Raw genomic sequence first — 17,856 nt, 5'->3', positions numbered from 1 at the left:
TTAATGTCCGGGGGTAAAGTGCCCCTCAGACTTATTTCATTAATCCTGCTTTGTTCTCTTATTTATCCCGCCCGAGCTTCATACATCGCCCCCAAACAAATCTGGACTAACAAGTGGGACAATTGCTTTGCCGCCGCCGGCGCACGCTATCAAATTGAACCATTATTGTTGAAGGCCATTTCTGCCGGGGAATCTTCATTGAAGCCGGGCGCAATTAACATAAATAAGGACAGAAAAACAGGCAAAGCCAGCAGTACGGATTATGGGTTGATGCAAATAAACTCAACCCATATTCCAAAGCTTATAAAGATGGGCGTAATCAAAAAGTCTGAGGATTTAATTACCAAACCATGTCTTAATATCCATATAGGAAGCTGGATACTGGCAAGACATTTTCAGATATGTGGCGTCAGCTGGAATTGCCTTGGGTCATACAATGCCGGATTCCGTAAGGACAGACATGAAACAAGAGAGCAATATGCTAATAAAGTATGGAGAATTTATCGTGACATGAAAGGGATATGCCTTCCCGGGCAGGGAGGCAGACAATGCAGACAATCGTAGGCATAAGTCTCTCCCCTGTTTATATCCTCCCATTGATGTTCATATTTTCCATTATTGGACGAACTCTGTTATTCAGAGTTCGTTATTTTTTATCTGATACAGAACATCTCTGGTATAAGACACACACTGCAGTTCTGTCAGGAATATGGCTATATAGTATAGCTGTGGCATTAATTATTTTATCGTCATCCCCACTTATCTACCGTATTCATGCTGTTCTTATTCTTTCGTTCATGCTGCAAATGGCAGTAACGGATGCACTAACAGGCCTCTTACCGGGTACATTCACCAGGCGTTTTTTAATCGCTGGAATATTATCACAAATCACAACTGATATATGGTGGCTCCGTGCAACAGAAATTGTCTCTGCCGCAATTGTCTTATTCTGTCTGCATAAACTGGTTAACCGCCATCGTCTTAATATTGGCACAGGAGACCTGTGGCTTATTGCAGGTATTACCGCATGGTCAGGGCTATATAACGCCATATGGAGTGTGTTGCTGGGCGCAGGAGGATTGTGTCTTATGGCATTCAACATGGTGCATAAAAGGACATAAAGAAGGCCCACTGGGTCCATGGCTGTGTCTTGGCCATGTCCTTTTGCTACTGGATAATCTTTATCAACCACTATGGGTAATCTGATGAAAAAATATGACCGAGGCTGGGCATCGCTGGAAATTGGCGCGGCTTTATTGATTGTTATGATCATAGTTGCCTGGGGTGCAGGCATATGGCAGGACTATTTAAAAACCAAAGGTTGGCAGGCTGAAGCTCGTCTTGTCAGCAACTGGGCCAGTGCAGCCCGCTCTTATATAGGGAAAAACTACACAACTCTCCAGGCCAGTAGTACCACAACAACCCCTGCCGTTATCACGACAACCATGCTGAAAAATACCGGCTTTTTGTCCAGCGGCTTTACTGAGACAAACAGCGAGGGGCAGCGGTTACAGGCATATGTAGTTCGAAACACCCAAAACCCGGAATTACTACAGGCAATGGTTGTATCCAGTGGTGGCACCCCTTATCCAGTGAAAGCACTTATCCAGATGGCTAAGGATATTACCACTGGTCTTGGTGGATATATCCAGGACGGCAAAACAGCCACAGGTGCATTACGTTCCTGGTCAGTAGCTTTAAGTAATTATGGTGCCAAAAGCGGTAACGGGCATATTGCCGTACTGTTATCGACAGATGAACTTAGTGGTGCAGCAGAGGACACTGATCGTCTTTACAGATTCCAGGTCAATGGTCGCCCTGACTTAAACAAAATGCACACGGCCATTGATATGGGATCAAATAACCTGAATAACATTGGGGCAGTAAATGCCCAGACTGGTAATTTCAGCGGCAATGTGAATGGTGTAAATGGCACTTTCAGCGGTCAGGTAAAAGGCAATAGCGGAAACTTTGACGTAAATGTCACCGCTGGCGGTGATATCAGAAGTAATAATGGTTGGTTAATTACTCGTAACAGCAAAGGCTGGCTCAATGAAACTCACGGTGGCGGATTTTATATGTCCGACGGATCATGGGTTCGAAGTGTAAACAACAAGGGCATCTATACCGGCGGTCAGGTGAAAGGCGGTACTGTTCGTGCTGATGGTCGCCTTTATACTGGTGAATACTTACAACTGGAAAGAACTGCCGTTGCTGGCGCATCATGTTCGCCTAACGGCCTTGTAGGCCGCGATAATACAGGGGCAATACTTTCGTGCCAATCCGGTACGTGGAGGACAATAGGTGGAAAACTCAAAGTTACTCAGCTTTCCACCACAGGTTATCTGGGGCAATTCGACTTCTGCGCCATTGCCAGAATGGGCAACGCAGAGGATGCCCACTACTGCCAGGTAGTTGAGAGCCCAGCAGGTTCACGTAAATGGTACAAATACGAGCATAAGACAGGTTGTATTGCGTGTAAGCGTAAACCGACCGCCGTATGTAGCCATTAGACAAGAATTGGTAACTTAGACGCCCATCTGACACAGACGGACATCTAAGTATGGAATTACAGGACTGGCGAAAAGAACCTCGTAAAAAGTATTCGAATGAATTCAAACTTCGTATGGTTGAACTGGCATCACAACCCGGTGCTTGTGTGGCCCAGATTGCTCGAGAAAATGGCGTCAATGATAATGTTATTTTCAAATGGCTCAGACTTTGGCAAAACGAAGGGCGTATATCGCGGCGTCTTCCGGTAACAACCTCTTCTGACACTGGCGTTGAATTATTACCTGTGGAGATAACGCCGGATGAGCCGAAAGAACCGGTGGCTGCTCTTACTCCGTCTTTATCCACCCAGACTACTGTCAGTGCCAGCTCCTGCAAGGTGGAGTTCCGTCACGGTAACATGACGCTGGAAAATCCTTCACCAGAGCTGCTCACTGTGTTGATCCGTGAACTGACCGGGAGGGGACGATGATCTCACTCCCGTCAGGCACCCGCATCTGGCTCGTTGCCGGCGTTACCGATATGCGTAAATCCTTCAACGGACTGGGAGAACAGGTACAGCATGTGCTGAATGATAATCCCTTCTCCGGTCACCTGTTCATCTTCCGTGGCCGACGGGGTGACACGATTAAAATCCTGTGGGCTGATGCTGATGGTCTGTGCCTGTTCACCAAACGCCTGGAGGAAGGCCAGTTTATCTGGCCTGCGGTGCGTGACGGCAAGATATCCATTACCCGCTCGCAACTGGCAATGCTCCTCGATAAGCTGGACTGGCGTCAGCCAAAAACATCCCGTCTTAACGCACTGACAATGTTGTAAAAATGTCATGGCCGGATTATAAAAACGGTCATGAGTCAGAAATACCTCATTCGGATCACTGAGCTGGAAAGGTTGCTCTCTGAGCAGGCTGAAGCCCTCCGTCAGAAAGACCAACAACTGAGTCTGATTGAAGAGACGGAGGTCTTCCTGCGTTCTGCGCTGGCACGTGCCGAAGAAAAGATCGAAGAAGATGAGCGGGAAATAGAGCATCTGCGGGCCCAGGTGGAAAAACTGCGCCGGATGCTGTTCGGTACCCGTTCTGAAAAACTGCGTCGTGAAGTTGAACTGGCTGAGGCTCTGCTGAAACAACGTGAACAGGACAGCGATCGTTACAGTGGGCGGGAAGACGATCCTCAGGTTCCCCGCCAGTTGCGACAGTCGCGCCATCGTCGTCCGTTACCGGCACACCTTCCCCGTGAAATACACCGCCTGGAGCCAGAAGAAAGCTGTTGCCCGGAGTGTGGTGGTGAGCTGGATTATCTGGGGGAAGTCAGCGCAGAACAACTGGAACTGGTGAGCAGCGCCCTGAAAGTGATCCGCACAGAACGGGTAAAAAAAGCCTGTACAAAATGTGACTGCATCGTTGAAGCACCGGCACCGTCCCGTCCGATAGCGCGTGGTGTCGCGGGCCCGGGGTTACTTGCCCGCGTGTTAACGGGAAAATACTGCGAACACCTGCCACTGTATCGTCAGAGTGAAATCTTTGCCCGTCAGGGTGTCGAACTGAGCCGTGCGTTACTCTCCAACTGGGTTGACGCGTGCTGCCAGTTAATGACGCCGCTGAATGATGCCCTGTACCGTTACGTGATGAACACCCGCAAGGTTCACACTGATGACACACCAGTAAAAGTGCTGGCACCGGGCAGGAAGAAGGCGAAAACAGGATATATCTGGACGTATGTCCGGGATGACAGGAATGCCGGTTCGCCAGAGCCTCCGGCGGTCTGGTTCGCCTACTCACCGGATCATCAGGGGAAACATCCGGAGCAGCACCTTTGTCCCTTCCGGGGTATCCTGCAGGCAGATGCGTTTAATGGTTACGATCGGCTGTTCAGTGCCGGACGTGAAGGCGGCGCGTTGACGGAAGCAGGATGCTGGGCTCATGCGCGACGCAAAATCCACGATGTATATATCAGTACCAAAAGCGCGACAGCGGAAGAAGCCCTGAAACTAATCGGTGAACTGTACGCCATCGAGCACGATATACGCGGGTTACCGGTGTCTGAACGCCTGGCGGTCAGGCAAATGCAGAGTAGACCGCTCCTGACTTCCCTGTATAAGCTGATGCAGGAGAAAGAACACACGTTATCGAAGAAATGTCGTCTGGGAGATGCGTTCCGGTATATCCGGAAGCACTGGGCTGCGTTGTGCAACTTCTGTGATGATGGCCTGGCTGAGGTAGATAATAATGCCGCAGAAAGAGCGCTTCGTGCAGTCTGTCTCGGGAAGAAAAATTATGTGTTCTTCGGCAGCGATCACGGTGGCGAGCGTGGAGCACTGTTGTACGGGCTGATCGGCACCTGCCGACTGAACGGTATAGATCCGGAAGCGTATCTGCGCCATATCCTGGGTGTACTGCCGGAATGGCCTTCCAACCGTGTTGACGAGCTCCTGCCATGGAACGTAGTACTCACCAATAAATAAGCGTCAATACGGCACTCCGTTAACGCTTACTATTGCGTCGTGTGTAACGCTCAATTAAGTTTGATATCCAAATACTGAAAATACCCCGGCACCACATGATGTATTTTCTGTTGGATAGGATGTTATCTGATAGGAAGTACCTGCAGGTACAGCAAAGCTGATAAAGGCTGTTTTTCCATATGCAGGGTTATTGCTGGCATTCACGCTAATTAGCGTCCCACCAACATATCCCTGCAGTCGGGATGTATTTACACATGCACCTCCGGCAGATCCTCCATTACCTCCAGATGCATAAATAAACAATGTACTGCCCCCTGAATTCCGCCCTGAGAATGAACCTCTATGTGAACCTAAGTTTGTGTAAGAACCATTGAGCGAACCAGAAGTCTTCCACGTACCGGATTGGCACGTAGGCCAGTGCCAATCCGGTACCTGGCGTAAAAGCAATTCTGGTAGTACGGTGATAACTGGTCGTATAGCAAATGGTCAGCAAATACCGCTGCCAACAGGATTTTCTGCCAGGTCAGTGCTCATGGAGTGTGAGCAATGCAGAAAACCCTCAAGGTTGGAAGCCGAATTACTTTGCTGGATCAGTTGCAACTTATGATGCAAATCGAATTGTTAAATGTGGTTTTTATGATGAATACAATTTCCATAAAGGGACATTTAGAGCTGATTTAACCGGAAAATGTAGTTATGTCGTCGCGTGTCAGAACTGAGATTAAATTGCTGGCGCTGCTGGCCTACGTGCCACAATCCGGTACCTGGGGCGCTCCTAAAATTCAATTCACAACGCAGACCTACAACATAGCTAAAAACACTCGTAATTTAAGGCTCGGGGTCCATGCATATTGCTCATGGACTTACCTGAATGGCTCACCCTTTGGTGGTTTTCAACAGGTATATTCCGACCAAAACAACGTTTGGTATGTGAGTAATTATGCTTGGGGGAAATTATGAGTCTGGTGGGACCATATCAGTCACATGCCTCAATCTTCCTGGTGCTGGAGTTTAATTAAAGGGGCAACAGTAGGCATCGACATGTTCCTCATCAACACCATCACCAATACCGTACATGCGTGTTCCAGTCATAATGTATCCAGTCGGACATTGAATCGGCTTGTAATAGATCGAACCACCACTCTTACCGCCGATAAAGTGATTCATTGCTACGGATGATTTGTACCAATTACATGCTGAGTAATTAATTTTATTACCCCCTGACCACCGACCGGATTGGCACGCTTGCAGAGAATGATTGTTGGCATTATTTTTTCCTCTTTTGAGGTTAGCATGCCGTCTCCACGCATCCGTAAAATGTCCCTGTCACGCGCACTGGATAAGTACCTGAAAACAGTTTCTGTTCACAAGAAAGGGCATCAACAGGAGTTTTACCGGAGCAATGTTATCAAGCGATATCCCATTGCCCTTCGGAATATGGACGAAATAACAACCGTTGATATTGCTACATACAGAGACGTTCGTTTAGCAGAAATCAACCCCCGAACGGGTAAAGCCATTACAGGTAATACTGTACGTCTTGAACTCGCCCTTCTGTCATCTCTGTTCAATATTGCTCGTGTTGAATGGGGAACCTGTCGTACTAACCCGGTTGAACTGGTTCGCAAGCCGAAAGTATCCTCCGGACGAGATCGTCGGCTAACGTCTTCAGAAGAACGTCGCCTTTCTCGCTATTTCCGCGAAAAAAATCTGATGTTGTATGTCATTTTCCATCTTGCCCTTGAAACAGCCATGCGGCAGGGCGAAATACTGGCCTTACGTTGGGAACACATTGATTTGCGCCACGGTGTGGCTCATTTACCTGAAACCAAAAACGGTCACTCACGGGATGTTCCTCTGTCCAGACGTGCCCGTAACTTTCTTCAGATGATGCCCGTTAATCTCCACGGCAATGTTTTTGATTACACCGCATCCGGCTTTAAAAATGCCTGGAGAATAGCCACACAACGACTTCGCATCGAGGACCTGCATTTTCACGATCTACGGCATGAAGCAATAAGCCGCTTCTTCGAACTGGGTAGCCTGAATGTAATGGAGATTGCTGCAATATCAGGACATCGTTCCATGAATATGCTGAAACGGTATACTCATCTTCGTGCATGGCAACTGGTCAGTAAGCTTGATGCCCGCCGGCGGCAGACACAAAAAGTGGCAGCATGGTTTGTGCCGTATCCTGCCCATATCACGACCATCGATGAAGAAAATGGGCAGAAAGCGCATCGTATTGAGATCGGTGATTTTGATAACCTTCACGTCACTGCCACAACGAAAGAGGAAGCAGTTCACCGCGCCAGTGAGGTTTTGTTGCGTACACTGGCCATTGCAGCACAGAAAGGCGAACGTGTCCCATCTCCCGGAGCGTTACCTGTTAACGACCCTGACTACATTATGATTTGCCCTCTGAACCCGGGCAGCACCCCGCTGTAAACATCATTCAAAACACATACAGAAAGGCGAGTTGCAACAACTCGCCAAACACATTCGATCTGCATGATCGAAATTATTCGTTTCACCAGAAAAAACACCGAAGATACAATAACCACATGAGCTGAAAAGACTTTTTCAGTCGGAGGAACAATGAGACTGAATACGACCGGTATTGCGGCCCGAATGATGCTCTCGCTGGACAAAAAAGCAATCGGCGAAAAACTCATCAACGGTCGTCAGATAAACCCGACACCTCTGCAGGTCCGTTACCCACAAGGGGTAAGAGAAGTTCTGGGGATAATGAGCGAACAATTAGCCATATCCACCGCTGATTTAACCCGAATCCTGCTTGAGGATGCTCTTCATAATATGTTTATGCCTGCGGATAACACCACAGGAAACATAATAAGCAGAATTGAATACATCATGCTGTCGCATGATATAAATGCGCCATTACTGGCAACATTGCTGTCGCCATGGAATATCCGCTCCACGGTTATACAGGACCCGGCCAGACTTGCAGACTATCTTTCAGCTGACGCTCTCGAACATCTTGCTGAATGTTTTAATCTCAATCCGGACTGGCTGAATGGCCATGAAAACTATCCGATAGCGTTGTCCGGTGAATGGCCAGATACTGCTGATAATTTCAGAATGCTTATTAATAATAGCAGCAACACTGAAGTTATTTTCTGGCATAGTTTCCCCTTCGCAGGAAACACGAAAAGAGAATATTGCGGGGTAATATTGAGACAGGAAAAAGAAATAAATGGCTCTGTAATATATCCGGCACTATCATTATCACCAACACTTCTGAACGATGAAAAAAGAAAATGGTTAACTGAATATACAACCAGGCAGAATACAACAATGTCTTTGCGACGCGTCACGTTGAGACCTGGCCTTGCCGAGAACCTTATTACAGGGCAAATACTACCTGTTAGCTTATTTAATACGTCTTTATTACCCTGGTAAATACCAGATAGTACCAAAGTAAAAAATTACGGCACATCCGTGTCATAGCGTTGTTTTGTCTAAATTCTGATAAACAGGAAATTAAATGATGAAGAAAAATCATATTACCCGCACCATCATTGCATCTGCTGTATTATTTTCCTTTAACGCTGCAGCAGCGACGTCATATTTTGAAGCGCGTAACGATGCAATGGGTGGCACCGGGGTAGCATCTTCCCATTATGGTGTGGCACCTCTGGCAAACCCGGCTTTACTGACAAAGCACAACAGCAATGATGATTTCAGCCTTCTTCTGCCGTCTGTTGGGGCACAAGTTGCTGATCCTAATGATGTATCAAATAAAGCTGATGATGTTAAAGATGACTGGGATTTGTTTGACAGTGCTGTAGATAACCAGCATGGCGTACAACAGGCAGCGGCAAATCTTAAACATCGTCTGCAGGAATTCCGCAATATCAATGCAGATGCTCAGGTAGGTGTATCAGCTGTAGCAGCCATGGCAAATGACACTCTGCCGTTTGCCCTTATGGTCAAGTCTTACGGAACTGTCAGCGTAAACGGAAAAGTAAACGATGCAGACCTGGATTATCTGGACAAAGTTGCCAATGGAACAATTACCGACGTCGATAAGAATGCCCTGACCTCACGCGCATTCGGGCGTGCAGCTGTAATTACCGACGTCGGAATTTCATTTGCCAAAGAACTGGAAACGGCCGGACAAAAATGGTCTCTTGGCGTCACACCAAAATATCAGCGTGTGGACCTGTTTAACTACAACGTAACGGTTCGTGATTACGACAAAGACGATTTTGACGGTGACAAGTACCACAACACGAAAAACGGATTCAACGCCGATATTGGTGCTTATACAGACCTGAATGACAACTGGACTGTCGGTCTTGTTGCCCAGAACATCATTCCACGCAGTATTGATACTAAAGTCGTCAATGGCTTTAAAGAAACCTTCAAAGTTCGTCCACAGGCAACCGCCGGTGTATCCTGGCATAATGACCTGTTTACCACTGCTCTTGACGTTGATCTGACTCCTGCCAGTGGCTTCACTTCTGACAGCAAACGTCAGTTTGCAAGTGTTGGTGCTGAATTTAACGCATGGAAATGGGCGCAATTGCGTGCCGGTTATCGTCAGAACATGGCATCAAACTCCGGAAGCGCCTTCACCGCTGGCGTTGGTATCTCTCCATTTGACGTCGTACATATCGATGTTTCCGGCCTGGTAGGAACTGACCACGATTACGGTGCAATGGCACAACTTCAGTTCACTTTCTGATTACTGTCCCCGCCCCCGGCACTAAACCCGGGGGTATTTTTATATTCATTTTAAATAACATGATGAAACCACGTTCTTCTTATTCAAAGACAGCATTCATTCTTTTATTTTCTGTTTTCCTGGTAGCTGCAGTGACAAAAGCAAAAAGCTCGCTTCCCGATATCACCCTAGAACAGGCAAAAGAAATTAATGCTGATAACACCGTTATTTTCCTTTTCCGCCATGGAGAACGTTGCGACCGTTCAGATATGCCATGCTATTCGGATAAAAGCGGAATCACTATTACCGGTACAGAGAAAGCACAGCAGGAAGGTATTAAGTTCGCAACAATCTTCAGTGAATATGATATTTACTCCAGCAATGCGGTAAGAACCATACAAACTGCAAAATTCTTCTCCGGTAAAGACCCCGTCGTTATGGACAGTTTATCAGACTGCAATAATGATCTTTATAAGACGCTTGAATCAATCGTAAGAGAATCTCATAAAAGGAACATAGTAATAATGACACATAATCATTGTTTATCATTTCTGGCCAGAGATAGGCTCGGCAAGAAATTCAAACCGGCGTACCTTGATGCCCTGATCATGCATTACGATGGTACCCGGCTCATACTTGACGGAAAATACAACAAAGAGGCATAGAGGATATTTGAATTTACATAAATTCTGATATACTCAGTAAGATACAAGAGTGTACGGGCACATGTGCCTGTCTGAATTGCAGGTCATCCGGACGAGGGCCGGGAACTGTTTCAGGGACAAGCGCCGGTACGTTCGATTCATAAATCGTCGAGTCATCCATCATGGATCGATTCGGCGCGGAGCGTTAAAGATTACGCTCATATTCGTTTTATGTCTGACGACACATCAACCAGCCAGTATCAGGAATAATCACCTTCAGTAAACTATGAGGCTATTTACCTGGCCACACTGGCATTTATTTCCGGTAACGCAAGTATAGCCGGAAACAAACATCATCCTGTCTGTACCGGAGCACCGGTATATCCCATTCTGATTTAACTGCTCAGGAATTATTATGAACCGTATTATACCTGCGGGGTGTCTTGCCGCCCTTTTTCTGGCTGGCTGCAACTCCCCTTCTCAGCATACTCCTGTTCCGCGTAACTACGGTGCTGCCTCTGATGTGGCGGTTACCCGGCACACTCAGTACACATTATGGGACAAAGGTGTGTTTTCCGGCCAACTTCCGGTTTCAACGGGGTCTCATCTTCTGACAGCTAACAGCGATCGCCTTTCCTTTGACTGGGAAGGTGATGCAATTGAATTACTGAACGAACTGGCCAGAGTCAGGGGGATGCAGTTTAACTACAATGGTGTCCGCCTGCCGTTACCAGTCAACCTTCACGTCCGGGATATGACGTTTTCCAATACGTTGAGACTTATTGAAGCCCAGACAGCCTGGAGAGCAACAATCCATCAATATCCGGGCTTGTTACAGGTCAGCTTCATGCAGCCGGAGAACCGGAAAAAATGAAAGCACTCACCTCTCTCATTTTGCCAGTAATACTGCTTACTGGTTGTTCTTCTTCCCCTACCATCTCGCCAGGTGGTGTCAATACGCCACCACCTGACATTAATGCATGGCTTAAACCACGAAGTGAAAAGCCGGATAGTCTGTCAGAAACACGCTGGAAAATGCTGACCGACGCAGGTAAAACGCTTGGATTTCGTGGTGGCAAGGCTCAGCGTTCATGGGAGCTGATTCAGGCACTCAACGCCCGGGAAAGCACACTTAATGCCTTATACGATTTCCGGCCACTGATTAGCCCGGAAGGCTGGCTACCACCGGTTATTGATGAAGCACAGGACGTAGCTCATATCACGCCAGATCAAATCCGGACCTCTTCCCGGGTCTGGACCATCATTCGCCCTGAACGCTTTGTCAGCAATCCACCGGGCTGGCGTGACTGGCTTCTCCGGGGGCTTTCAACAACAGCCACTCCGGGTACAGAAGGCAGCGTCGTTCCAGAAGACAGCGTGCAACGAAAAGTGTGGGAAACCGCATTACGGCAGGGATGGCAGGAAGGAAGACAAAACGCCGACCTGACGCTTGAAGCCAACCAGAAAACCCTCACCCGTGATTACCGGGGCATGATGCTGTACTCACTTCTCTGGCGTCAGGGCATGATCACCCGTCCGGATGTTTCTGATCAAATGCAAACCGTTACAGGTGACGGGAAAAAACTGGTCACTGGAGATCGTGTTCGTCGCCTTAAAAATCATGCGGAATTCAATCTTCAGAAATCTCACTGGCGTCCGCTTATAGGCACTGAAGGAGGCTCCCGATGAATATTCCTGATGAGTTTGGTCTTTTTCCGTTTCAGCGTTTCACTGCAGATGAATTACGGCATTTCTTTGTCTGGTGTGCCGCACATAAAGTCAGTGATGTGGATCTGACCGGTGGGTCACCTGTATCTGTCAGTCGCTTTGGCCGACGGGTGCGTTGTTCCAGTGCAACGTTACCAACCACACTCATGTCCTCCCTGATTGATGAACTGTTCGGTCGGGAAGTCGTTCCCCGCGTTCTGGCAGGCAATCCGGTTGACAGGACGATACAGATTAACGGGGATGCATCCGGTCGCTATGGTCTTAAACGCGGAGAACGCATCCGGTTACGCTCCCACCTCATTCAGGGCACATCTGGTGCAGAGGAGAAAGCAGTCTCAATAACCATGCGTGTCATCCCGACAGAAATACCGGACATTCTCTCCATGAACATTGAACCAGACCTGCTTGAAGCAATGGTCTGCAAAAGCGGTCTGGGATTTGTATGTGGTGAAACCGGGTCAGGAAAATCAACGCTGTGTTCAGCACTGTACCGTTACATTATGGACAATTTCCCCGACGCCAAAATCGTGACATATGAAGACCCGGTGGAATATATCCTGGGAAATGAAAACGATCTGCTCCCACCGCATCAGGCAGAAATCGGGCGTGATGTGGTCAGTTTTGCTGCCGGACTGCGTTCTGCTGTACGACGTAATCCCGAAATTATCGGTGTTGGTGAGATCAGGGATAACGAAACCGCCGACGCAGCGGTACAGGCAGGCAACACCGGGCATTACTGCCTGAGCACCATGCATACGAAATCTCCTGGTGAAACGCTGGCACGTCTTCTTGGGCTGTTTCCCCCTGTCATCAGGGATTCGATGGCCTGGGCTGTCCTGTCACTGTTGCAGTTCATTCTGGTTCAGGTTCTGGTCAGAACAAATGACGGTGGTCGTAAAGCCGTCCGGGAATATATCGTCATTAACGATGAGCTTCGCGACAATCTTTCCGGAATGCCGCATGCAGAGTGGGGGCATCACATTGATGCCATAATCCGGCAGGAGAAGCGCCGTATCCGGGACCAGATTCTGGAAATGTATATCCGGAATGAAGTTGACCGAAGAGAAGCGATTCTTTTTATCCCGCCAGGGGAGTTACGGTCATGAAAAGAGAAGGTTTCTGGCGATATGCAACACCGCCAGTCAACATCCAGGGCGTACCTCTGCCGTTCACCATGATTTATCTGTTTATATGCCCCTTTCCCTCCAAAACAACCTTCTGGATTTGCACCGGCATCATTTTATTTTTCGTCATTCTCGACCGTTCAGGCTGGACTGTCAGGACGATCTGTACTCGCATTTTCAGCATTCTGAGAGGGGCCATCGCCTCCGGTCGTCCATGGTGGTATCGCCACCATACGGAATCACCACGAGACTGGACTGGCCTCGATTAAATTCTGGAGTCTTTATGTCAGGTAAAAAAACTATCGTTACTCTGCTCCGGGTATCGCTACTGGCATGCCCGTTACTGTTCACGACACCATCGTTTGCAATGATCGACACGCCATCCGTGAAGGTCGGCTTTTCTCCTGAAGGAAGCGCATCCGCTCTGGTGCTTGACACAATCAACAGTGCGGAAAGCTCCATCAGGATGATGGCATATTCCTTCACCGACCCGGATGTAATGCATGCGCTGGCAAAAGCGAAAAAACGCGGAGTGGACGTCCGTATTGTTGTTGATGACAAGGGGAATACGAACCGGGCAAGTCAGGAAGCGATGAAATATATCAACCTGCTGGACATTCCTCTCCGGACTGTAGATGCCTTCCCCATCCATCACGACAAAGTCATCATTGTTGACGGAAACACGGTTGAAACTGGCTCCTATAACTTCTCTCGTGCTGCTGCACGCAAGAATTCAGAGAATGTCGTTGTGCTCAAGAATATGCCGGATGTAGCCGCACAATATCTTGAACACTGGCAGGATCGCTGGAATAAGGGTACAGACTGGAGACCCTGACAAACATTTCTCCCCCGATTTTCTATCCCCCCAGCCACCCCCGGCTTCCGGCGGTGGTTTTTTTCCGTCTTTTTTCAGGAGAAGCACTCATGCCGTCTGTATCCCGCTACCGCACCTGGCTTGCCGTGCCTGCAGATGAAATAGAAGATCTCAAAAAAGCACATCCCCCGATGAACGGGCACACGCCCGTCATCTGGGACAAGGAGCACAAACTCTGGTTCGCCCGCCCGGGGGCGGACCTGTCCAGGCTGGACCGCTGGCTGCCCCGGCCACAGGACGTCTCCATGAACGGCAGTGATCCGGTCACCGAGTTTGCCCAGGTTCTGGAGAATGCCGGACTGGTTCTGAAAGAACTGCCGGTCATGGACGGGAAAATCCACCGTGTCCCGACCGCCGATGACAAAAAAGGACAAAAAAGTGGCGCATATCGCGGATTCCTGGACGGCAGACCTGCCGGCTGGTACAGGGATTATCGCAGCGCGGATAATTCGCCGATCACCTGGACCTTCTCCGGCGGAGAACAGACAGATCCCCGCGCAAGACTCCACCTGAAAGCGCATTCAATGCAACGCAGGGAGGACGCGGAGCGGGAACTGAAAGCACAGTACAACCGACAGGCCGCGTATGCCCGCCGCTATATCAACAAATGGCCGCAGGCCACAGCACATGAATACCTGACCCGGAAAGGCATTCAGGCTGCACCGGGGGTGCGGGTAAACAACAAAAATGAACTGGTTATTCCCTTCAGTAACCGTAACGGCGCGATACGCTCTTACCAGCGTATTCCGGTCACCGGGGGAAAGATGCCCGCATCCTGATAGATTCGGAGAAAACCGGTAACTGGTTTGCGCTGGGCACACCGCGCAACGGTCAGCCGGTACTGTTTGCCGAGGGCTATGCCACTGCGGCCTCCCTGCACGAAGCCACGGGCCTTCCGGTACTGATGACGGTGGATGGAGGCAACATGATTGCCGTTGCCGAAAATGCCCGGCAAAAGTGGACGCAAAGCCCCTTTATCTTCTGTGCCGACAACGATCATGCAATCCGGGTTAACAAAGGTATCGTCAGTGCAACAAAAGCCGCAGAACTGACAGGAGGATCGGTCATCTTTCCTGCGTTCACCGATGCCGAAAAAGCGCAGGGGCTGACCGATTTCAATGACCTGGACGCAAGCCGGGGACGGGCCGCTTTTCAGCATGTCATCAACGCCCAGTTAGAACACATCGGGGTTTCCACCCCCAACAGTAACACCCCGGAAATGCGCGAGGCACTGGTGATAGGCAACCTCGTTTTTACACCGGTCCACACTGAGGAAAAAACCATGACTCCGACAGAATATCCTGAAACATCACCCGATACAGGGCACAGCCATGACCAGGGACCTTCTCTGCCGTCCGCCACGCAGCAGGAACAACCAGCTGCTTCCAGCAGTAACATTGCTGATGAAACACAGTCATTTACCAGTCACGCCACTGAAAATAACGGCAAAGATGAGCGGCACGCTGATAACGTTCAGGCGCAAACGGAAAGCTCTGTAGTTCAGGACTCCCCTGCAGAATCACTGGCGTCCCCGGAAAGTACAACGGCGTCTGCCCCTGATGAACCCGCTCATCCGGCGGAACCTCCGGAAAAAGTTGTCTCGGTGGCCACAGATAAAGACTGGCGTGAATTTGAAGCTGAACTGTCACAACCGGAAAAAAACGAGTCACAACAGGAATCCGGCACTTCACCTGAAATACCGGCCCCTGCTGCCACCACCGCATCCCCTGAAGACAGTCCCTCATCTGAAACCATGAATGAATCAGCCGAGCCATCACCTTCCCCTGATGCAGTCAAAGAGGAAATGACCGTGATGACGGAGCCTGATGACAAACAAAGCACCGGAATATCCCCGGATACTCCCCGGGAAGAGGCGGTCAACCATGTAACTGAAGACATTCCCCTTCAGCCAGAGCCGTTCCTTCCTGAGTCAGATGGCCCCGAAGAATACGAAAACTACAGCGCATATCAGGAGCTGATGAACAATGAAAATCCTGAGCATCTGCAGGAAAACAGTGATATGCCGTCGCAACCGGACACAGGCCACGTTCAGGCTGATGAGTCAGAACTTCAGGCCACAACAGATACAGTAGAACCGGCTGTCCGGGATGACCCCACTCCACAGCAACCTGTTCAGAGCACATCATCTTCTGATAATACTTCATCGTTTCTCGACAAAGCGCGTGGCTTTTTTACGCGTAAAAAAACGGATTCACAGGCGCATGAGAACAGTGATCCCACACCCTCACCGGAAACCACGACGACCACACCGGCACCTGACAGTATTGTCTACGCCCCGGAACGCCCTGATGCACCGATATCGCTCAATCTGGACGAAATCATTAAATCGCTGGAAGGTGAAGAACGAGCAGACAGAACCGTCCTGTACAAACTGGATGGCAAACCTGCCTTCATTGACCGGGTAAACCGGCTGGAAATGGTCAACGGTGCCAGCAATGACGATCGCAGTGTTCTGGCTGCACTTGCTGTGGCCACTGATTTTTATGGTGGTGTCATTGAGCTGACGGGCAGTGATGCCTTTAAGCAAAAAGCGATGCAGTTGATCATCGAGCACAACATCAAAGTGCGCATGAAATTCCCGGATCAGCGAGCGGCGCTCGAAAAATTACGCAAGGAAATGGCTGTCGGTAAGGATACTGTTGTCACCCATAAGCCAACACCGGAACTTAACCGGAATACCCCTGAACAACCAGCAGTCCCAGACCCTGTTCAGGAAAAAGAAGCCACACAATCCCCGGCGTCCCCAGTAGCCCCTGAAGCATCAACCGTCAGCACCGTCCCTGCATCATCACCGGCTGAACCTGGCAAAACGGCAGATGCGGCACAAGGTGAAGAACCACCAGGAAAACTTCGCCCGGGAGAGAGCGTGACTGCCGTACTGCACAATTTTGGTCGTGCTGAATATGCACCCGGCAAAGGAGAGAGTTTCTTTGTTGAGCTTAAAAACCGCAGTGGCAGCAAACTCTACTGGGGGGAACAACTGGAAAGTCTGGTCAAAAACCATCAGAAAGGTGACGTGGTGACACTGACACTTCAGAACCGCGAACAATTCATCCTCCCGGGAGAGCAAAAAGCACGTTTCCGGAATAAGTGGTCCATGGAGTCAGTTACCAACGGGATCTCGGTATCACATGATAATCCGGATAAAGGTCAGCGTATTCAGGCGATTCCGGTCGAAACCTTTATGAAAGTGGCTGCGCAAATCAGCCAGGGGTGGCCCGAAGAGATGAAAGCGTTACGTATGCCAGAAAACGTCGGCTCACATCTGTTTATCGGTGAAGACCGACATCCGGTCTCCGCGCCACAGAACGCAAATCAGGTAACAGAAATAACCAGCGCAGCCCCTGACAAGCTGACACCTGTTCTGGGATCAGTGGATAAGGATACGCGTGAACTCAACCTGCTACTTGTCCAGAGTGCCGATGAACATCTGCAGGGTGTGGTCCGGCTGAACGGCACATTGTATCCGGCACTGGCCACCCCATCAGCCGACAACAGTCAGCTGGTTATCAATGCGCTGACCGACAAAGGTTTACGCTTTGCAGGTTATGGTGAAGCGGTAAACCACGATGCTGACAGCACGAATCGCCCTGCACCGGAGCTTATGCAGTTTCATCTGAAAACCCGGGAAGAACCGCTTTTTGCTGCTGTCTACACGCCGGAAAAACAACCTGATGCGTTGTACCGGAACCTGGGCTTCGAGCAGTCATGGCAGCAGTGGTCCAACAGCCAAAAGCCGGAGGACAGGCAGGAAAAAACTCTGCATCAGGATCTCTCCCACAGCCCCGGCCGATGAGCCGG

At 49.4% G+C, this 17,856-nt stretch carries 14 protein-coding genes and 2 pseudogenes; all 16 read left to right on the top strand.

Features of this window, described 5'->3' with window-relative positions; genetic code table 11:
* The first annotated feature begins 3 nt into the window (after window positions 1-3).
* The 16 genes and pseudogenes from JLG71_RS27885 (at window position 4) to JLG71_RS27810 (ending at window position 17,851) form a co-directional block, all read left to right on the top strand.
* On the top strand, window positions 4-564 hold the full coding sequence (locus tag JLG71_RS27885) for a lytic transglycosylase domain-containing protein (RefSeq protein ID WP_000014005.1): 561 nt from the start codon (window positions 4-6) through the stop codon (window positions 562-564).
* Window positions 549-1,206: pseudogene (locus JLG71_RS27880) on the top strand (A24 family peptidase). Before JLG71_RS27885 ends, JLG71_RS27880 begins: the two are co-directional and overlap by 16 nt.
* Window positions 1,206-2,513, top strand: coding sequence for a shufflon system plasmid conjugative transfer pilus tip adhesin PilV (locus JLG71_RS27875; RefSeq protein ID WP_200914337.1), 1,308 nt, complete (start codon window positions 1,206-1,208; stop codon window positions 2,511-2,513). Before JLG71_RS27880 ends, JLG71_RS27875 begins: the two are co-directional and overlap by 1 nt.
* A 50-nt stretch (window positions 2,514-2,563) precedes the next feature.
* Window positions 2,564-2,983: an IS66-like element accessory protein TnpA gene (tnpA, locus tag JLG71_RS27870; RefSeq protein WP_004018134.1), complete on the top strand. Its 420-nt coding sequence runs from the start codon at window positions 2,564-2,566 to the stop codon at window positions 2,981-2,983.
* The gene (tnpB, locus tag JLG71_RS27865; protein ID WP_000624710.1) at window positions 2,980-3,330 is read left to right on the top strand and encodes an IS66 family insertion sequence element accessory protein TnpB; all 351 of its coding nucleotides are present in this window, start codon (window positions 2,980-2,982) and stop codon (window positions 3,328-3,330) included. The genes tnpA and tnpB overlap by 4 nt, the downstream gene beginning before the upstream one ends.
* 30 nt (window positions 3,331-3,360) lie before the next feature.
* Window positions 3,361-4,974 carry an IS66 family transposase gene (tnpC, locus tag JLG71_RS27860; protein WP_130564469.1) on the top strand — a complete coding sequence of 538 codons (1,614 nt, stop codon included), beginning with the start codon at window positions 3,361-3,363 and terminating at the stop codon, window positions 4,972-4,974.
* A gap of 1,293 nt (window positions 4,975-6,267) precedes the next feature.
* On the top strand, window positions 6,268-7,422 hold the full coding sequence (locus JLG71_RS27855; RefSeq protein WP_001139955.1) for a tyrosine-type recombinase/integrase: 1,155 nt from the start codon (window positions 6,268-6,270) through the stop codon (window positions 7,420-7,422).
* Between the two features lie 150 nt (window positions 7,423-7,572).
* Window positions 7,573-8,397 carry a conjugal transfer protein TraE gene (gene traE, locus JLG71_RS27850; protein WP_015058912.1) on the top strand — a complete coding sequence of 275 codons (825 nt, stop codon included), beginning with the start codon at window positions 7,573-7,575 and terminating at the stop codon, window positions 8,395-8,397.
* 85 nt (window positions 8,398-8,482) lie between these two features.
* Complete coding sequence (locus tag JLG71_RS27845; RefSeq protein WP_000976357.1) at window positions 8,483-9,685, top strand: conjugal transfer protein TraF; 1,203 nt, start codon at window positions 8,483-8,485, stop codon at window positions 9,683-9,685.
* 59 nt (window positions 9,686-9,744) lie between these two features.
* Window positions 9,745-10,329 (top strand): histidine phosphatase family protein, encoded by a 585-nt coding sequence (locus JLG71_RS27840; RefSeq protein WP_061671621.1) that lies wholly within the window; start codon window positions 9,745-9,747, stop codon window positions 10,327-10,329.
* A gap of 394 nt (window positions 10,330-10,723) precedes the next feature.
* Entirely contained in the window at window positions 10,724-11,182 is a 459-nt protein-coding gene (gene traH, locus JLG71_RS27835) for an IncI1-type conjugal transfer lipoprotein TraH (protein ID WP_001079808.1), read from the top strand.
* A complete protein-coding gene (gene traI / locus JLG71_RS27830; protein ID WP_000646097.1) occupies window positions 11,179-11,997 on the top strand; it encodes an IncI1-type conjugal transfer lipoprotein TraI in 819 nt (272 codons plus the stop codon). Before traH ends, traI begins: the two co-directional genes overlap by 4 nt.
* Window positions 11,994-13,142: a plasmid transfer ATPase TraJ gene (gene traJ, locus JLG71_RS27825; protein WP_001024976.1), complete on the top strand. Its 1,149-nt coding sequence runs from the start codon at window positions 11,994-11,996 to the stop codon at window positions 13,140-13,142. The genes traI and traJ overlap by 4 nt, the downstream gene beginning before the upstream one ends.
* Window positions 13,139-13,429, top strand: coding sequence for a hypothetical protein (locus JLG71_RS27820; RefSeq protein WP_001299214.1), 291 nt, complete (start codon window positions 13,139-13,141; stop codon window positions 13,427-13,429). The genes traJ and JLG71_RS27820 overlap by 4 nt, the downstream gene beginning before the upstream one ends.
* A 14-nt stretch (window positions 13,430-13,443) precedes the next feature.
* Entirely contained in the window at window positions 13,444-13,995 is a 552-nt protein-coding gene (locus JLG71_RS27815; RefSeq protein WP_000014584.1) for a phospholipase D family nuclease, read from the top strand.
* An 89-nt stretch (window positions 13,996-14,084) separates the two neighbouring features.
* Window positions 14,085-17,851 (top strand): annotated as a pseudogene (locus tag JLG71_RS27810) (LPD7 domain-containing protein).
* Window positions 17,852-17,856: the final 5 nt, after the last annotated feature.

Origin of the sequence: Klebsiella michiganensis (genome assembly GCF_015139575.1) — a bacterium.
GTDB lineage: Bacteria > Pseudomonadota > Gammaproteobacteria > Enterobacterales > Enterobacteriaceae > Klebsiella > Klebsiella michiganensis.
Note: the sequence above shows the minus strand (reverse complement) of the source record. Positions and strands in the feature narration are given on the sequence as shown.

Bases quoted from the DNA above. Each gene is read 5' to 3' on its own strand.
- JLG71_RS27885 (WP_000014005.1), top strand. From the start codon at position 4: ATGTCCGGGGGTAAAGTGCCCCTCAGACTTATTTCATTAATCCTGCTT.
- JLG71_RS27875 (WP_200914337.1), top strand. From the start codon at position 1,206: ATGAAAAAATATGACCGAGGCTGGGCATCGCTGGAAATTGGCGCGGCT.
- tnpA (WP_004018134.1), top strand. From the start codon at position 2,564: ATGGAATTACAGGACTGGCGAAAAGAACCTCGTAAAAAGTATTCGAAT.
- tnpB (WP_000624710.1), top strand. From the start codon at position 2,980: ATGATCTCACTCCCGTCAGGCACCCGCATCTGGCTCGTTGCCGGCGTT.
- tnpC (WP_130564469.1), top strand. From the start codon at position 3,361: ATGAGTCAGAAATACCTCATTCGGATCACTGAGCTGGAAAGGTTGCTC.
- JLG71_RS27855 (WP_001139955.1), top strand. From the start codon at position 6,268: ATGCCGTCTCCACGCATCCGTAAAATGTCCCTGTCACGCGCACTGGAT.
- traE (WP_015058912.1), top strand. From the start codon at position 7,573: ATGAGACTGAATACGACCGGTATTGCGGCCCGAATGATGCTCTCGCTG.
- JLG71_RS27845 (WP_000976357.1), top strand. From the start codon at position 8,483: ATGATGAAGAAAAATCATATTACCCGCACCATCATTGCATCTGCTGTA.
- JLG71_RS27840 (WP_061671621.1), top strand. From the start codon at position 9,745: ATGATGAAACCACGTTCTTCTTATTCAAAGACAGCATTCATTCTTTTA.
- traH (WP_001079808.1), top strand. From the start codon at position 10,724: ATGAACCGTATTATACCTGCGGGGTGTCTTGCCGCCCTTTTTCTGGCT.
- traI (WP_000646097.1), top strand. From the start codon at position 11,179: ATGAAAGCACTCACCTCTCTCATTTTGCCAGTAATACTGCTTACTGGT.
- traJ (WP_001024976.1), top strand. From the start codon at position 11,994: ATGAATATTCCTGATGAGTTTGGTCTTTTTCCGTTTCAGCGTTTCACT.
- JLG71_RS27820 (WP_001299214.1), top strand. From the start codon at position 13,139: ATGAAAAGAGAAGGTTTCTGGCGATATGCAACACCGCCAGTCAACATC.
- JLG71_RS27815 (WP_000014584.1), top strand. From the start codon at position 13,444: ATGTCAGGTAAAAAAACTATCGTTACTCTGCTCCGGGTATCGCTACTG.